15 protein-coding genes are annotated in these 15,578 nt (G+C 70.6%); 11 read left to right on the top strand and 4 right to left on the bottom strand.

What is annotated here, in order from left to right:
• The 8 genes from infB to truB form a co-directional block, all read left to right on the top strand.
• Positions 1-2,449, top strand: a 2,449-nt coding sequence (infB, locus tag ACFWQG_RS17255; protein ID WP_378508849.1) for a translation initiation factor IF-2, incomplete at its 5' end; no start/stop codon positions are given.
• A gap of 68 nt (positions 2,450-2,517) precedes the next feature.
• A complete protein-coding gene (locus ACFWQG_RS17250) occupies positions 2,518-2,808 on the top strand; it encodes a DUF503 domain-containing protein (protein WP_378508848.1) in 291 nt (96 codons plus the stop codon).
• A 113-nt stretch (positions 2,809-2,921) separates the two neighbouring features.
• Positions 2,922-3,386: a 30S ribosome-binding factor RbfA gene (rbfA, locus tag ACFWQG_RS17245; protein WP_378508847.1), complete on the top strand. Its 465-nt coding sequence runs from the start codon at positions 2,922-2,924 to the stop codon at positions 3,384-3,386.
• Positions 3,387-3,395: 9 nt separating this feature from the next.
• Complete coding sequence (locus ACFWQG_RS17240) at positions 3,396-4,397, top strand: bifunctional oligoribonuclease/PAP phosphatase NrnA (RefSeq protein ID WP_378508846.1); 1,002 nt, start codon at positions 3,396-3,398, stop codon at positions 4,395-4,397.
• A complete protein-coding gene (locus ACFWQG_RS17235) occupies positions 4,390-5,826 on the top strand; it encodes an MATE family efflux transporter (RefSeq protein WP_378508845.1) in 1,437 nt (478 codons plus the stop codon). The genes ACFWQG_RS17240 and ACFWQG_RS17235 overlap by 8 nt, the downstream gene beginning before the upstream one ends.
• A gap of 5 nt (positions 5,827-5,831) precedes the next feature.
• Entirely contained in the window at positions 5,832-6,758 is a 927-nt protein-coding gene (locus ACFWQG_RS17230; RefSeq protein ID WP_378508844.1) for a metallophosphoesterase family protein, read from the top strand.
• On the top strand, positions 6,755-7,429 hold the full coding sequence (npt, locus tag ACFWQG_RS17225) for a 4'-phosphopantetheinyl transferase Npt (protein ID WP_378508843.1): 675 nt from the start codon (positions 6,755-6,757) through the stop codon (positions 7,427-7,429). The genes ACFWQG_RS17230 and npt overlap by 4 nt, the downstream gene beginning before the upstream one ends.
• An 11-nt stretch (positions 7,430-7,440) precedes the next feature.
• Positions 7,441-8,361 carry a tRNA pseudouridine(55) synthase TruB gene (gene truB / locus ACFWQG_RS17220; protein ID WP_378508842.1) on the top strand — a complete coding sequence of 307 codons (921 nt, stop codon included), beginning with the start codon at positions 7,441-7,443 and terminating at the stop codon, positions 8,359-8,361.
• Positions 8,362-8,364: 3 nt separating this feature from the next.
• Here truB and ACFWQG_RS17215 read toward each other — a convergent pair whose 3' ends face one another.
• From ACFWQG_RS17215 to ACFWQG_RS17200, 4 genes are all read right to left on the bottom strand, one after another.
• The gene (locus tag ACFWQG_RS17215; RefSeq protein ID WP_378508841.1) at positions 8,365-9,234 is read right to left on the bottom strand and encodes a cytochrome c biogenesis CcdA family protein; all 870 of its coding nucleotides are present in this window, start codon (positions 9,232-9,234) and stop codon (positions 8,365-8,367) included.
• Entirely contained in the window at positions 9,231-10,016 is a 786-nt protein-coding gene (locus ACFWQG_RS17210) for a DsbA family protein (RefSeq protein ID WP_378508840.1), read from the bottom strand. The genes ACFWQG_RS17215 and ACFWQG_RS17210 overlap by 4 nt, the downstream gene beginning before the upstream one ends.
• A gap of 115 nt (positions 10,017-10,131) precedes the next feature.
• Positions 10,132-10,536 (bottom strand): hypothetical protein, encoded by a 405-nt coding sequence (locus ACFWQG_RS17205; RefSeq protein ID WP_378508839.1) that lies wholly within the window; start codon positions 10,534-10,536, stop codon positions 10,132-10,134.
• A gap of 14 nt (positions 10,537-10,550) precedes the next feature.
• Positions 10,551-11,270: a metal-dependent transcriptional regulator gene (locus tag ACFWQG_RS17200; RefSeq protein WP_378508838.1), complete on the bottom strand. Its 720-nt coding sequence runs from the start codon at positions 11,268-11,270 to the stop codon at positions 10,551-10,553.
• A 147-nt stretch (positions 11,271-11,417) separates the two neighbouring features.
• On the opposite strand from ACFWQG_RS17200, the gene ACFWQG_RS17195 reads away from it, so the two are divergent.
• The 3 genes from ACFWQG_RS17195 (at position 11,418) to ACFWQG_RS17185 (ending at position 15,463) form a co-directional block, all read left to right on the top strand.
• Entirely contained in the window at positions 11,418-12,392 is a 975-nt protein-coding gene (locus ACFWQG_RS17195) for a bifunctional riboflavin kinase/FAD synthetase (protein ID WP_378508837.1), read from the top strand.
• A gap of 126 nt (positions 12,393-12,518) precedes the next feature.
• Positions 12,519-12,788 carry a 30S ribosomal protein S15 gene (rpsO, locus tag ACFWQG_RS17190; protein WP_378508836.1) on the top strand — a complete coding sequence of 90 codons (270 nt, stop codon included), beginning with the start codon at positions 12,519-12,521 and terminating at the stop codon, positions 12,786-12,788.
• Positions 12,789-13,213: 425 nt separating this feature from the next.
• A complete protein-coding gene (locus tag ACFWQG_RS17185; RefSeq protein ID WP_378508835.1) occupies positions 13,214-15,463 on the top strand; it encodes a polyribonucleotide nucleotidyltransferase in 2,250 nt (749 codons plus the stop codon).
• Positions 15,464-15,578: the final 115 nt, after the last annotated feature.

Genomic DNA, 15,578 nt, shown 5'->3' with positions numbered 1-15,578 from the left:
GGCCCCGGCGGCACCCGCAGCGGCGGCCCCCGCCGCTCCGGCGGCTCCGGCACCGCGACCGGCCGCACCGGGCCCCAAGCCCGGACCGAAGGCGCCGCGGGTCGGCAACAACCCGTACTCGTCGGCCCCGGCTGAGCGTCCGGCACCGCGCCCGGCGCCGCGGCCCGGCGGCCCGCGACCGGGTCCCGGCCAGGCAGGTCCCCGTCCGGTTCCCGGCGCCCCGCGCCCCCAGGCGGGACCCGGCGGTCCCCGTCCGGCTCCGGGCCAGGGCGGCCCGCGGCCGAGCCCCGGCTCGATGCCCCCGCGCCCGAATCCCGGCGCGATGCCCGCGCGTTCGTCCCGTCCGGCGCCCGGCGCCGGTCGCCCCGGCGGCGGCCGTCCCGGCGGCCCGGGTGGGCGTCCCGGCGGCGGTGGCGGCGGCTACCGCGGCGGTGGCGGCGGCGCCCCGGGTGCTCCCGGTGCCGGCGCACCCGCGGGTGGAGGCTTCCGCGGTCGTCCCGGCGGCGGCGGTCGCCCCGGTCAGCGCGGTGCCGCGGCAGGAGCGTTCGGTCGTCCCGGTGGCGCGCCCCGGCGTGGCCGCAAGTCGAAGCGGCAGAAGCGGCAAGAGTACGACTCCATGCAGGCACCCGCCGTCGGCGGCGTGCGGCTGCCCCGCGGCAACGGCGAGACCATCCGGCTCGCCCGCGGTGCGTCCCTGTCGGACTTCGCCGAGAAGATCGACGTCAACCCGTCGGCACTGGTCCAGGCGCTGTTCAACCTGGGCGAGATGGTCACGGCGACGCAGTCCGTCAACGACGAGACCCTTGAGCTGCTCGGCGGCGAGATGAACTACGTCGTCCAAGTCGTCAGCCCGGAGGACGAGGACCGCGAGCTCCTCGAGTCGTTCGACCTCACCTACGGCGAGGACGCGGGCGGCGAGGAGGACCTCGAGCAGCGTCCGCCGGTGGTCACCGTCATGGGTCACGTCGACCACGGCAAGACCCGCCTGCTGGACACGATCCGCAAGGCCAACGTCCGCGAGGGCGAGGCCGGTGGCATCACCCAGCACATCGGCGCCTACCAGGTGCTGACCGAGCTGGACGGCGTCGAGCGGCTGGTGACGTTCATCGACACCCCGGGCCACGAGGCGTTCACCGCCATGCGTGCCCGTGGTGCGAAGGCCACCGACATCGCGATCCTGGTCGTCGCGGCCGACGACGGCGTCATGCCGCAGACGGTCGAGGCGATCAACCACGCCCAGGCGGCCGACGTGCCGATCGTGGTCGCGGTCAACAAGATCGACAAGGAGGGCGCCGACCCGGCGAAGATCCGCGGTCAGCTCACCGAGTACGGCCTGGTCGCCGAGGAGTACGGCGGCGAGACCATGTTCGTCGACATCTCCGCCAAGCAGGGCACCAACATCGAGCACCTGCTCGAGGCGGTCCTGCTCACCGCGGACGCGTCGCTGGACCTGCGTGCCAACCCGGACATGGACGCCCAGGGTGTCGCCATCGAGGCGCACCTCGACCGCGGCCGCGGCCCGGTGGCGACCGTGCTCATCCAGCGCGGCACCCTGCGGGTCGGCGACTCGATCGTCGCGGGCGACGCCTACGGTCGCGTGCGCCGCATGGTCGACGAGCACGGCGACGACGTCCTCGAGGCGCTGCCGTCGCGTCCGGTCCAGGTCATCGGCTTCACGTCGGTGCCCGGTGCGGGCGACAACCTGCTCGTCGTCGACGAGGACCGGATCGCACGGCAGATCGCGGACCGGCGCAACGCCCGCAAGCGCAACGCGCTCGCGGCCCGCAGCCGCAAGCGGATCAGCCTCGAGGATCTGGATGCCGCGCTCAAGGAGCACAACGAGCTCAACCTCATCCTCAAGGGCGACAACTCCGGCACCGTGGAGGCCCTCGAGGAGGCGCTGCTCGGGATCGAGATCGACGACGAGGTGCAGCTGCGGGTCATCGACCGCGGTGTCGGTGGCATCACCGAGACCAACGTCAACCTGGCGTCGGCGTCGAACGCGATCATCATCGGCTTCAACGTCCGCGCGGAGGGCAAGGCGACCGAGCTCGCCAACCGCGAGGGCGTCGACATCCGGTACTACTCGGTGATCTACCAGGCCATCGACGAGATCGAGAAGGCCCTCAAGGGCATGCTCAAGCCGGTCTACGAAGAGGTCGAGCTCGGCAAGGCGGAGATCCGTGCGATGTTCCGGTCCTCGAAGGTCGGCAACATCGCGGGCTGCCTGGTCACCTCCGGCATCATGCGGCGCAACGCGAAGGCCCGCCTGCTGCGGGACAACGTCGTCGTCGCGGAGACGGTCACCATCTCCTCGCTGAAGCGGGAGAAGGACGACGCCACCGAGGTGCGCGAGGGTTACGAGTGCGGTCTGACCGTCACCTACAGCGACATCAAGGTCGGTGACGTGATCGAGGCGTACGAGCTGCGCGAGAAGCCGCGCGACTAGATCGCAACCGTGGGTGTCCCGTGGGCCTGCCCGGCCCGCGGGGCACCCCGTGATCGTGTGGAGGCCGGTTGTATCTCGGTGCCCTGGAACTGGACGTGCTGCTCGGTGACGTCCGGTCCCTGAAGGAGAAGCGTTCGGTGGTCAAGCCCGTGATCGCCGCGCTTGCCCGGTTCGGGGTGTCGGTCGCGGAGACCGGTGACCAGGACCGCTACCGCCGCGCCGAGATCGGTGTTGCGGTGGCGAGTGCCGACGTCGGGCACCTCACCGAGGTCCTCGACACCTGTGAGCGCGCGGTCGCGGCCCGCCCGGAACTGCAGTTGCTGTCCGCGCGTCGCAGGTTGTTCGGCCCCGAGGACTGAACCCCGGTTGATGCGGGCATCCGGCCAGGGTGTATTTCATGTATTTCAATTGTTGGCGGCGGCGTCACCGTCAGGAGCGATCCGGCGCCGCCGTGTGAGAAGGGACTCCGGTCATGGCAGATCCGGCGCGGGCACGCAAGCTCGCCAAGCGCATCGCGACGATCGTGGCATCGGCGATCGACCACGAGATCAAGGATCCGCGGCTCGACTACGTCACCATCACCGACGCGAAGGTGACCGCCGACCTGCACGACGCGACCGTGTTCTACACGGTCCGCGGCGTCGATCTCGGCAGTGAACCCGACCACGAGGGTGCCGCGGCAGGCCTGGCGAAGGCGACCGGGGTGCTGCGGTCGAAGGTGGGTGCGGGCACCGGGGTCCGGTTCACCCCGACCCTGACGTTTGTCGCGGACACCGTCCCCGACGCGGCCCGGCACATGGAGGAACTGCTGGCCCGGGCCCGCGCGGCCGACGACGAGGTCGCGAAGGCGCGGGAGGGCGCGGCGCACGCCGGCGACGAGGACCCGTATCGGGAGCAACGGGCCGCGGCCGACGACGACGCCCGCGACGCCGACTAGGACCGGGCAATGACCGTGACCCCGCAGACATCACAGCCGCAGGAACCGTCGCGGGACATCGACCTCGCGACCGCGGTGACCCTGCTGTCGGACGCCACCTCGGTGACGGTGCTGTGCCACGTCCAACCGGACGCCGACACCATCGGCAGCGGGCTGGCGCTTGCGTTGGCGCTCGACCGCAGGGGCACGCCGGTGCAGGTGTCGTTCGCGCAACCCGCGGTGCTTCCGGAGTCGATGCGCACCCTGCCCGGGGTGTCGCTGCTGGTCCCGCCGGACGAGGTGGCCGAGGTCGCGGACCTGGTCGTGACGGTGGACTGCGGCAGCCGCGGCAGGCTGGGGCGCCTCGGTGACCGGCTGGACGCCGCCCGCGTGACGCTGGTCATCGACCACCATCGGTCGAATACCCGCTACGGGCACCACAACCTGATCGACGATTCGGCCGAGGCCACCGCGGCCGTGCTGACCCGGCTGTTCGACCGGTGGGGGGTCGAGATCGACCGGGACATCGCACACTGCCTGTTCGCTGGCCTGGTCACCGACACCGGGTCGTTCCGGTGGGTGCAGCCGGGCACGCATGCGCTCGCCGAACGCCTGATCGACACCGGCATCGACTCGGCGGGCATCACCCGCCGGCTGCTGGACACGCACCCGTTCGGATGGCTGCCAATGCTGTCGACCGTGCTCGGGTCGGCGCAGCTGGTGCCGGACGCCGCCGGTGGACGCGGTCTGGTGTACGCGCTGATCCGGTACCAGGACACCGCCGGACTCGGCGCCGAGGAGATCGAGTCCGTCATCGACATCGTCCGCACCACCGCGGAAGCGGAGGTCGCGTCGGTGCTCAAGGAGAACGAACCCGGCGTCTGGTCGGTGTCGTTGCGCTCGAAGTCGGCGATCGACGTCTCCGATGTCGCGGCGCGGCTCGGCGGAGGCGGGCACCGCTTCGCGTCCGGCTACACGGCCGAGGGCGAGGCGGACGACGTGATCACGGACCTGCTGGCGACCGTTGGCTGACCCGCTCGGCGACGAGGTACGGGCGGACGACCGGCCGTCGACCCGCCGGATCCTCGGGTTGGCGCTGCCCGCGCTGGGCGTGCTCGCCGCCGAGCCGCTGTACCTGCTGTTCGACATCGCCGTCGTCGGGCACCTGAACGCGCTCGCGTTGGCGGGTCTCGCGGTCGGCGGGTTGATCCTGGCGCAGGTCAGCACCCAGCTGACCTTCCTGTCGTACGGCACGACCGCGCGCGCGTCCCGGCTGCACGGCTCCGGGGACGAACGCGGCGCGGTCGGGGAGGGCGTGCAGGCCACCTATCTGGCCGCCGCGATCGGGATCGGGATCATCGTCGCCGTGCAGGTGCTGGCGGCACCGGTCACCGCGTTGATCGCGGGCGGCGCCGACATCGCTGCGGAGGCGGCGGACTGGTTGCGCGTCGCGGTGTTCGGTGCACCGATGATCCTGATCGCGATGGCGGGCAACGGGTGGATGCGTGGTGTCCAGAACACGATGCGGCCACTGCGGTTCGTCCTCGCCGGGCTCGCGTTGTCCGCGGTGGCCTGCCCGATCCTGGTGCACGGGCTGTTCGGGGCGCCGCGGATGGAACTGGTCGGGTCGGCGGTCGCGAACGTGGCTGGCCAGGTGGTGACGGCGTCCTGCTTCGCGGCGGCGCTGATCCGGTCCGGGGTCCCGCTGCGGCCCCGGTCCTCGGTGATGCGCGCCCAGGTGGTGCTCGGGCGGGACCTGATCCTGCGGAGCCTGGCGTTTCAGGCCTGCTTCCTGTCCGCCGCGGCGGTGGCGTCCCGGTTCGGGGCCGCCTCCGTGGCCGCGCACCAGGTGGTGCTGCAGCTGTGGAATCTCGTCGCGCTGACCCTCGATTCGCTGGCGATCGCCGCACAGACCCTGGTCGGTGCCGCGCTCGGTGCGGGCCGGGTCGCCGGTGCGCGGGCGCTGGCCCGCAGGCTGACCGGATGGTCGACCGTCTTCGCGCTGCTGCTGGCCGCGGTCTTCGTGCTCGGCCATCGGGTGGTCCCGACCCTGTTCACGCCCGACGCCGACGTCCAGCAGCAGATCACGGTCATCTGGTGGTTCTTCGTGGCGATCATGCCGGTCGCGGGTGTGGTGTTCGCGCTCGACGGGGTGCTGCTCGGGGCCGGGGACGCCGCGTTCCTGCGGAACGCCACCCTGGCCTGCGCGGTCGTCGGATTCCTGCCGCCGATCTGGCTCTCGCTCGCGTACGACTGGGGGCTGGCAGGAATCTGGACGGGGCTGACGGTGTTCATGCTGCTGCGGATGCTTGCGGTCGTGCTGCGGGCACGATCGGGGCGCTGGGCCGTCGGCGGTGCCGACATCCAGCGTTCGGTCGGCGGTGCCGACAGTCAGCGTTCGGTCGGCGGTGCCGACATCCAGTCGAGAAACCAGGCGCGAAAGAGTGGGACGGGAAGGTAGTTGGCGTGACACGCAAGCTGTGGGCGGTGAGCGACATCCATGTCGGGCACAAGGGGAATCGTCCCGTCACCGAGGAGTTGTACCCGGAGTCGCCGCAGGACTGGCTGATCCTCGCCGGTGACGTGTCGGAGAAGACCGACGACATCGCGTGGGCGCTGAAGACGCTGCGCGGCCGGTTCGAGAAGGTGATCTGGGTGCCGGGCAACCACGAACTGTGGACCACGGCGAAGGACCCGGTGCAGATCCACGGCGCCGCCCGGTACGACTACCTCGTCACGATGTGCCGCGAACTCGGCGTGCTCACCCCCGAGGACCCGTACCCGGTGTGGGACGGGGAGGGTGGCCCGGCGACGCTCGTACCGATGTTCCTGCTCTACGACTACACGTTCCGGCCCGAGGGCACCGCGACCAAGGAGGAGGCCCTCGAGTACGCCCGCGACAAGAACGTCGTCGCCACCGACGAGTTCCTGCTCTCCTCGGAGCCGTACGCGACCCGCGACGCCTGGTGCGCGGCCCGGCTGGAAACGACCCGGGCCCGCCTCGACGCGCTCGACCTGTCCATCCCGACGGTGCTGATCAACCACTTCCCGCTGGTCCGGGAACCGACCCGGGTGCTGTTCTACCCGGAGTTCTCGCTGTGGTGCGGCACCGAACGGACGGCGGACTGGCACACCCGGTACAACGCGATCTGCAGTGTCTACGGGCACCTGCACATCCCGCGCACCACCTGGTATGACGGGGTCCGGTTCGAGGAGGTCTCGCTGGGCTACCCGCGCGAGTGGCAGCGCCGCGGGCTGCCGGAGAAGCTGTTGCGGCAGATCCTGCCGGTGCCGGAGTACGGTCCGGGCACGCTCAACAAGTGGGGCGGGCATTTCAAGGTGACCGCCGAGCAGGAGGCGGAGATGGAACGAATGAGGGCGGCACGCGCGTGATCGAGAAGATTCTCCCGGCAGGTGTGGAGTATGCGGAACTGTTCGCCGACCCGCCGGAACTCCAGCCGCACCCGAGCGAGGCCGCGCTAATCGCGAAGGCCGTCGAGAAGCGGCGGCGCGAGTTCGTCAGCGTTCGGCACTGTGCCCGTCAGGCGCTGGGCAAGCTCGGCGTCGACCCGGCTCCGATCCTCAAGGGTGAGCGGGGGGTTCCGCTGTTCCCGCGGGGTGTGGTCGGCAGCCTGACCCACTGCGACGGCTACCGCGGCGCGGTGCTCGGCTACTCGATGGCGGTCCGCTCGGTGGGCATCGACGCCGAACCGCACGGACCGCTCCCGGACGGGGTGCTCGAGGCGGTCAGCCTGCCCGCCGAACGCGACTGGCTCGCCGGCGGCACCCCCGATGGCGTCGCCGTGCACTGGGATCGGTTGCTGTTCTGCGCGAAGGAGGCCACCTACAAGGCGTGGTTCCCGCTGACCTACCGCTGGCTCGGGTTCGAGGACGCGCACATCACGTTCACCCTCGGCGCGTCGGACGGGGACACCGCGACCGGCACCTTCCACACCGACCTACTGGTGTCGGGGGAGACGAAGGACGGCCCGCCGCTATCGTCGTTCGACGGTCGCTGGCTCGTCGACGGCGGCCTGGTGATCGCCGCCATCACGGTCCAGTAGGCTCGAAAACCGTGTCTGCTCACCGCCCCCCGTCCTCCGGCCTGCACGGCGCCGGGTTGTTGATCGTCGACAAGGACGCGGGCATGACCAGTCACGACGTCGTGGCGAAGTGCCGGAAGATCCTGCATACCCGCAAGGTCGGGCATGCGGGCACGCTGGACCCGATGGCCACCGGGGTGCTGGTCCTCGGTGTGGAGCGCGCGACCAAGCTGCTCGGTCTGCTGTCACTGACCACCAAGGCGTACTCGGCCACGATCCGGCTCGGGCAATCCACCTCCACCGATGACGCGGAGGGCGAGGTGCTCGCCGACGCGGACGCCTCCGCCGTCGGTGACGAGCAGGTTGCCGCGGTGATCGCGACCCTGACCGGGAACATCGAGCAGGTGCCGACCCGGGTCAGCGCGATCAAGGTGGACGGACAGCGCGCGCACAAGCTGGTCCGCGAGGGCGCCGAGTTCGAGCTCGAGGCGCGGCCGGTCACCGTGGACCGGTTCGATGTGACCGCCATCCGCAGGCCGGGCACCTTCGTCGACGTCGATGTCGAGGTGGAGTGCTCGTCGGGCACCTACGTGCGGGCCCTTGCGCGGGATCTCGGTGCCGCGCTCGGCGTCGGCGGGCACCTGACGGCGCTGCGCCGCACCCGGGTCGGACCGTTCACCCTTGAGCATGCCCGCACCCTCGACCGGCTGGCCGACGACCCCGCGGTCAGCCTGGACATCGATTCGGCCTGCCAGACGGCGTTCGCGCACCGGCCGATCACCGCGGCCGAGGCCGAGTCGATCAGCCAGGGCCGCTGGCTCGAGCCGATCGGCATCCCCGGCACCTACGCCGCGATCGATCCCGGCGGGCACACCATCGCGTTGCTGCAGGAGCGCGGTCGCCGGGCGAGTTCGGTGATGGTCGTCCGCCCGGCGACCCTACGGGAGAGCTGAGCCTCAGCCCTCGCGGTCCCGCTCCGGGGCGGGGACCGGAACCGGGGCCTCGGCGCGGGGCCGGAACAGCCGCCACGCCACGACCAGCAGCGCCGCGCCGCCGAGCAGCGCCGCCAGCGTGGTCATCGGGATCGCACCGGCCAGCCGCAGGACCCAGCTCTCGAGTGCGACGCCGGTGTCCGCGCCGACCGCTCCGGCCAGCGCGGACGTGCCGTCCGAGACGAGGAACAGCACCCCGACCGCGACGAAGAAGAGACCGGAGAGCAGCGAGGTCGTGTGCAACTCGACCCGCCCGACGGTGAGCACCCGGCCACGCAGCCAGCGGCGGCGGCCGAGGTCGAATCGATCCCACACCGCGGCCATCACGAACAGCGGCATCGCCATGCCGAGGGCATAGACCGCGAGCAGCGACCCGCCGTGCAGCGGTGACGAACTCAGCGCCGCGACGGTGAGGATCGACCCGAGGATGGGGCCGACGCAGAACCCGGACAGGCCGTAGACCATGCCGAGCAGGTAGACCGAGCCGGCCCGGTCCGACCGGCCCTGCCGGGCCATCGCGCGCTGCGCGAACCCGAACGAGAAGCCGCGGCCGACGATCTGAAGGATCCCCATCGCGATGATGGTCAGGCCGCCGACGGTGATCACCGTCTCGCGGTGGGTGCTGAGCACCCCGCCCAGCAGCGACCCGGCCGCCCCGAGCGGCACCAGGGTGGTGCACAGGCCGAGGTAGAAGGTTCCGGTGCGGGCGACGAGCCTTCCGGTGGAGCCGAACGAGTACGCGAAGAAGCTGGGCAGCAGCAGGGCGCTGCAGGGGCTCAGCAGCGCAAGCAGCCCGCCGAGGAAGGCTGCGCCGTACCCGATTCCGGCATTCACTGCCCGCCGCCAGGCGCCTCGTCGAGCAGACCCGCCTCGATGACGGCGATCATCTGCTCGACCGGGCGGGCGCCGAGGATCGGCCTGCCGTTGATCAGGAACGCGGGCGTCGAGTTGACGCCGATGCCGACCGCCTCGGTGATGTCGGCGGTGACCGCGGCCCGCGCGGCATCGGAATCCAGGTCGGCCCGGAACCGATCGAGGTCCCCGACCCCGGCCAGTCCCGCCCATTCGGTCAGCCGGTCGGCGGTGAACACGCCGGTGTTCTTCTTGGCGGGGGCATTCTCGAACATCAACTCGTGCAGTTCCCAGAACCGGCCCTGCTGCCCGGCGGCCCAGCCTGCCCGCGCGGCCCGCTCGGACTCCTCCCCGAAGAAGGCGAGGTTGCGCCACTCGATCCGCAGCAGGCCGCGGTCCACGTACTTCGCGACGAGTTCGGGCTCGGTGGTCTGGGCGAACTGGCGGCAGTACGGGCATTGCAGATCGGAGTACTCGATCATCACCACCGGTGCGGTCGGCGAGCCGAGCGCCATCGGGTCGGCGGGGTCGCGGCGGGCCAGGGTTGCCAGGTCCCGGTACATGTCGTTGTTGGCGTACTGGCCGGTGGCTGCCGAGGGCTCGGAGTCGGGTTCGGGTTCGGTGCTGGTGCTGCTCACGATCTGGGCGATGGCGATGACCAGCAGGACGACCGCGGCGAGGGCGGCCGCGACGGCCGCGATTCGGCGGGTCGGTGAGCCGGTGGGCACGGTGCTGGACGGGGAGGTGCGGGAACGGGGGGACATGACGGGACGACTCCTGTCTGCGCGCCGACACTGCTCGGCGCGTGCTGCGAATGAAGGGTGGTGACGACACCGCCGCGGGCGCCCGCTTGGGGCACCGTCGCGGTCGGTGGGTCATCTAAATTCGCAGGACGGTGGACAGGTCGAGGGCCGGTGACGGGGGGCCGGTGGTGTCGATCGGGACGAAGCCGCGCTGGCCGGGTCGCTCGAGGCGCATCGACGCGGGCCCGTCGAGGACGGTGAGCGGCAGGCGATGGTCCTCGCGGTGCGGCACGGAGCTCTGCATCGGGGTGGTCGGATCGGTGGGTGCACGGCGGCATCCGCCCGCGCGGTCGGCGGCCTCCTCGGCGCCTGCCTGCGTGCCCTGCGCGACGGCCGACGCGGCCGCCGCCGACGACCCGGCCGGGTCGTCGGCAACGGCCGCCGGTTCGGTGTACGTGCACGCGACCACGATGCCGACCAGGAGCCCGATGATCGCGGTGGCCAGGCCCCGCAGCAGCACCGGTCGGCGTCGACGCGTCACGCCGGGCCGCCCGATCAGTGGTCCACCAGCCAGATCGCCTCGGCCGCCGGGGTGCCCAGTTCGACGGCGCCTCCCGACGGGTCGGTGGTCTCGCCGAGCCGCACCGACAGGGTGCCCGCGTAGTCGCGTCGTTCGACGACGGCGATGGTCACGTCCAACGCGATCCCGACGGAGTCGAAGTACCGCAGCATCGCCGGGTCCGAGTCGGAGATCCGGGCGACGACGCCGGATTCGCCGTCGGTGAAGTCGCTGAGCTGGCGGGCCGCCGGCGTGGGGATGGTGCCGTCCGCGGTCGGGATCGGGTCGCCGTGCGGGTCGCGTTCGGGGTGCCCCAGCTTGGCGTCCATCCGCTCGATCATCAGGTCCGAGACCGCGTGCTCGAGCACCTCCGCCTCGTCGTGCACCTCGTCCCAGCCGTAGCCGAGTTCGCAGACGAGGTACGTCTCGATCAGCCGGTGCCTGCGCACCATCGCGACCGCGGCGGACCGGCCGCTGTCGGTCAGGGAGATCGACCCGTATCGGGCATGGTCGACGAGCCCCTGGTCGGCGAGCTTGCGGATCGCCTCGGACACCGTCGACGCGGACACCCCGATCCGTTCGGCGAGCATCTTGGTCGACACCTGCTCACCCGACCATTCCCCGGCCGTCCAGATCACCTTCAGGTAGTCCTGGGCGACGGGCGTCAGGACAATGTCATCGGTCGTCTCGTCGGATCCACGCTTACGGTCGGGCACGAATCGAGCTTAGGCAATGCGCTGTCGGGGTGACACGTCGACACTCGTGGCAGTGCCGAACGCGACGTGCGTCGGCGGTGCCGACAGTGACGTGCGTCGGCGGTGCCGACCGTGACGTCCAGCGCGGTGGGTCGTAGGCTTCCAGGCGTGCAGAGATGGCGAGGGCTCGACGACGTTCCTGCCGACTGGGGCCGTTGCGTACTCACGATCGGCGTTTTCGACGGTGTGCACCGCGGGCACGCCCAGCTGATCGGTCGGGCGGTCAAGGCGGCGAGTGAACGGGGAATCCCCAGTGTGCTCATGACTTTCGATCCGCACCCGATGGAGGTGGTGCGGGCCGGCAGTCATCCGGCGCAGTTGACCACGCTGCGGAGGAGGGCCGAGCTGGCCGAGGAACTGGGCATCGACGTGTTCTTCGTCGTCCCGTTCACCGCGGAGTTCATGAAGCTCAGCCCGGAACAGTACGCCCACGAGATCCTCGTGGAGCGGTTGCACGTCGCCGAGGTCGTGGTGGGGGAGAACTTCACCTTCGGCAGGAAGGCGGCGGGCACCGTCCCGATGCTCCGCGACATCGGCGCCCGATTCGGGTTCGCCGTCGACGGGGTCAATCTGCTCGCCGAGCACGCGGTCACCTTCTCGTCCACCTACATCCGCTCGTGTGTGGATGCGGGCGACGTGACCGCGGCCGCGGAGGCGCTCGGCAGGCCGCACCGCGTCGAGGGTGTTGTGGTGCACGGCGAAAAGCGGGGTCGCGACCTCGGCTTCCCGACCGCGAACGTCTCGCCGCCCGAGCATGCCGCGATCCCCGCCGACGGCGTCTACGCCGCGTGGTTCACCGTGCTCACCCAGGACCCGGTCGAGGGCTCGCTGACCCCCGGGGTTGCGCACATGGCCGCGGTGTCGGTGGGCACCAATCCGACGTTCTCGGGCCGGACCCGGACCGTCGAGGCCTACGTCCTCGACGTGTCGCCGGACCTGTACGGCCAGCACGTCGCCGTCGACTTCGTGCGCCGCCTACGGGGGATGGACCGGTTCGACTCGGTGGAGGCGCTGATCGCGCAGATGGGCCGGGATGTGGACGAGACCCGTGACCTGCTTGGGCGGGCGAGCGACCTCGGCTGACGCCGGGCGGGGGTCGGTGAAGCGCCTGGTAGGATCTGCTCTCGGTGTGTGCTGCGGTCTGCGGCGGCCGCGCCACGCGGGTCCGCCCGTGTTTTCGTCGCGCAGACATCAGTAACAGGAGTGACAGTGGCGCTGACCACCGAACAGAAGAAGGCCGTCCTCTCCGAGTACGGGCTGCACGAGACCGACACCGGTTCGCCGGAGGCGCAGGTTGCGCTGCTGACCAAGCGGATCGTCGATCTCACCGAGCACCTCAAGATGCACAAGCACGATCACCACTCCCGCCGCGGCCTGCTGCTGCTGGTCGGACGTCGTCGTCGTCTGCTCAAGTACGTCCAGAAGGTCGACATCGCGCGTTACCGTTCGCTCATCGAGCGTCTGGGCCTGCGTCGATAAGAATGATCTCTCGTCCGGTACCGCCCGCGACACGGTGGGTCGGTGCGGACGTGAACATCCCGGTAGCCAACGAGGCGAGTGCATAGACTGACCTCGTTGGCTACCGGTGTTTGTCGGGTGGTGCGGCGTCCGGAACGGCGACCGAACCCCCGGTGGACACGGTTCCATCGCGAACCACCTGGATCCACGAGGGATCCCGCCGTACGTGCCGAGGTCGTGGCAGTCGGTCTTCGGTAGTGGCCACTCGCACGGTCGTCGAGATGCACGATCTGCGAAGGGCTTCGATCGATGGCCGCCTCCGCGACGGTGCCGGCCCGCCAGCGGAAACGCCGGGCGCGGCACCCGGGTAGGTGCGCGTCGCCGCCACGAGCGCGGCGACGACCATGCGGATACGGCGAAGACGAAGAGGGAAGAGAAGAGAAGACATGACAAACAATTCCGCAGTCGAGGTCGACGAGGGCGTGTTCGAGTCCACCGCCGTCATCGACAACGGGGCCTACGGCACCCGCACCATCCGTTTCGAGACCGGCCGCCTCGCGCAGCAGGCCGCCGGCGCCGTCGTCGCCTACCTCGACGACGAGACCATGCTGCTGTCGGCCACCTCGGCCAGCAAGCAGCCCAAGGAGCACTTCGACTTCTTCCCGCTGACGGTGGACGTCGAGGAGCGCATGTACGCCGCGGGCCGTATCCCCGGCTCGTTCTTCCGTCGCGAGGGCCGCCCCTCCACCGACGCGATCCTCACCTGCCGCCTGATCGACCGGCCGCTGCGCCCGTCGTTCGTCGACGGCCTGCGCAACGAGATCCAGGTCGTCGTCACGGTCCTGAGCCTGGACCCGAAGGACCTGTACGACGTCGTCGCGATCAACGCGGCGTCCGCGTCCACGCAGATCGCGGGCCTGCCGTTCTCCGGTCCGGTCGGCGGTGTGCGCGTCGCCCTGATCACGTCCGAGGAGAACAAGGCAGGCCAGTGGGTCGCGTTCCCGACGGTCGAGCAGCTCGAGAACGCCGTCTTCGACATGGTCGTCGCCGGCCGCGTCGTCGAGTCCGGTGACGTCGCGATCATGATGGTCGAGGCCGAGGCCACCGACAACGTCATCGCGCTGATCGACGGCGGCGCGCAGGCGCCGACCGAGGCGATCGTCGCGCAGGGCCTCGAGGCCGCCAAGCCGTTCATCGCCAGCCTGTGCCAGGCACAGCAGGCGCTGGCGACCGCATCCTCGCGGCCGACCGGTGACTACCCGGTGTTCCCGGCCTACCAGGACGACGTCTACGCCGCCGTCGCCGCGGCCGCGACGGACAAGCTGTCGGCCGCGCTGACCATTGCGGGCAAGCAGGAGCGCGACGACCGGACCGACGAGGTCAAGCTCGAGGTGCTCGAGCAGGTCGCGCCGACGTTCGAGGGCCGCGAGAAGGAGATCGGCGCTGCGTTCCGCTCGCTGACCAAGAAGCTCGTCCGCCAGCGGATCCTCACGGACCACTTCCGCATCGACGGCCGCGGCATCACCGACATCCGGTCGCTGTCCGCCGAGGTCGCCGTGATCCCGCGGGCACACGGCTCCGCGCTGTTCGAGCGTGGCGAGACCCAGATCATGGGCGTCACCACCCTCGACATGGTCAAGATGGCGCAGCAGATCGACTCGCTGGGCCCCGAGACCAGCAAGCGCTACATGCACCACTACAACTTCCCGCCGTACTCGACCGGTGAGACCGGCCGCGTCGGCTCCCCGAAGCGCCGCGAGATCGGCCACGGCGCCCTCGCCGAGCGGGCCCTGATGCCGGTGCTGCCGAGCGTCGAGGAGTTCCCGTACGCGATCCGTCAGGTCTCGGAGGCGCTCAGCTCCAACGGCTCCACCTCGATGGGGTCGGTCTGTGCCTCGACGCTGTCGCTGCTCAACGCGGGCGTGCCGCTGAAGGCGCCGGTCGCGGGCATCGCGATGGGCCTGGTGTCCGACGAGGTCGACGGCGAGACCCGCTACGTGGCCCTGACCGACATCCTCGGCGCCGAGGATGCGTTCGGCGACATGGACTTCAAGGTCGCCGGCACCAAGGACTTCGTCACCGCGCTCCAGCTCGACACCAAGCTCGACGGCATCCCGTCGCAGGTGCTGGCCGGTGCGCTGTCCCAGGCGCACGATGCCCGCACCACGATCCTCGAGGTGATGGCCGAGGCCATCGACACCCCGGACGAGATGAGCGCGTACGCCCCGCGGATCACCACCATCAAGGTGCCCGTGGACAAGATCGGTGAGGTCATCGGCCCCAAGGGCAAGATGATCAACTCGATCACCGAGCAGACCGGTGCGAACATCTCCATCGAGGATGACGGCACCGTGTTCGTCGGTGCGGCGGACGGTCCGTCCGCGCAGGCCGCGATCGACATGATCAACGCCATCGCCAACCCGCAGCTGCCCAAGGTGGGCGAGCGCTTCCTCGGCACGGTCGTCAAGACCACCGCCTTCGGTGCGTTCGTCTCGCTGCTGCCGGGTCGCGACGGACTGGTGCACATCTCCAAGCTGGGCAACGGCAAGCGGATCAGCAAGGTCGAGGACGTCGTGAACGTCGGCAGCAAGATCCGGGTCGAGATCGCGGACATCGACAACCGTGGCAAGATCTCGCTGGTTCCGGTCGACGAGGAGGGCGGCGACGCGGCGGCCGAGCAGGGCGCCGACGCCTGACCCCGAGGGTCTGATCTCCGGGGAGTGGGAACAAAGGCGCCGGGGGAGGAGGGAAAACACCTTTTCTTCTGTTGAGGAAAACCTATCCGCGGTGCCCTTTCCCCCCCCCCCCCCC

Source organism: Rhodococcus sp. NPDC058532 (assembly GCF_042719255.1).
In the GTDB taxonomy this organism is placed as follows: domain Bacteria; phylum Actinomycetota; class Actinomycetes; order Mycobacteriales; family Mycobacteriaceae; genus Rhodococcus_G.
The sequence above is the reverse complement of the archived record's forward strand: the minus strand, read 5'-3'. Positions and strand labels throughout refer to the sequence as shown.

Bases quoted from the DNA above. Each gene is read 5' to 3' on its own strand.
- rbfA (WP_378508847.1), top strand. From the start codon at position 2,922: ATGGCAGATCCGGCGCGGGCACGCAAGCTCGCCAAGCGCATCGCGACG.
- ACFWQG_RS17185 (WP_378508835.1), top strand. From the start codon at position 13,214: ATGACAAACAATTCCGCAGTCGAGGTCGACGAGGGCGTGTTCGAGTCC.
- ACFWQG_RS17210 (WP_378508840.1), bottom strand. From the start codon at position 10,016: ATGTCCCCCCGTTCCCGCACCTCCCCGTCCAGCACCGTGCCCACCGGC.
- ACFWQG_RS17240 (WP_378508846.1), top strand. From the start codon at position 3,396: ATGACCGTGACCCCGCAGACATCACAGCCGCAGGAACCGTCGCGGGAC.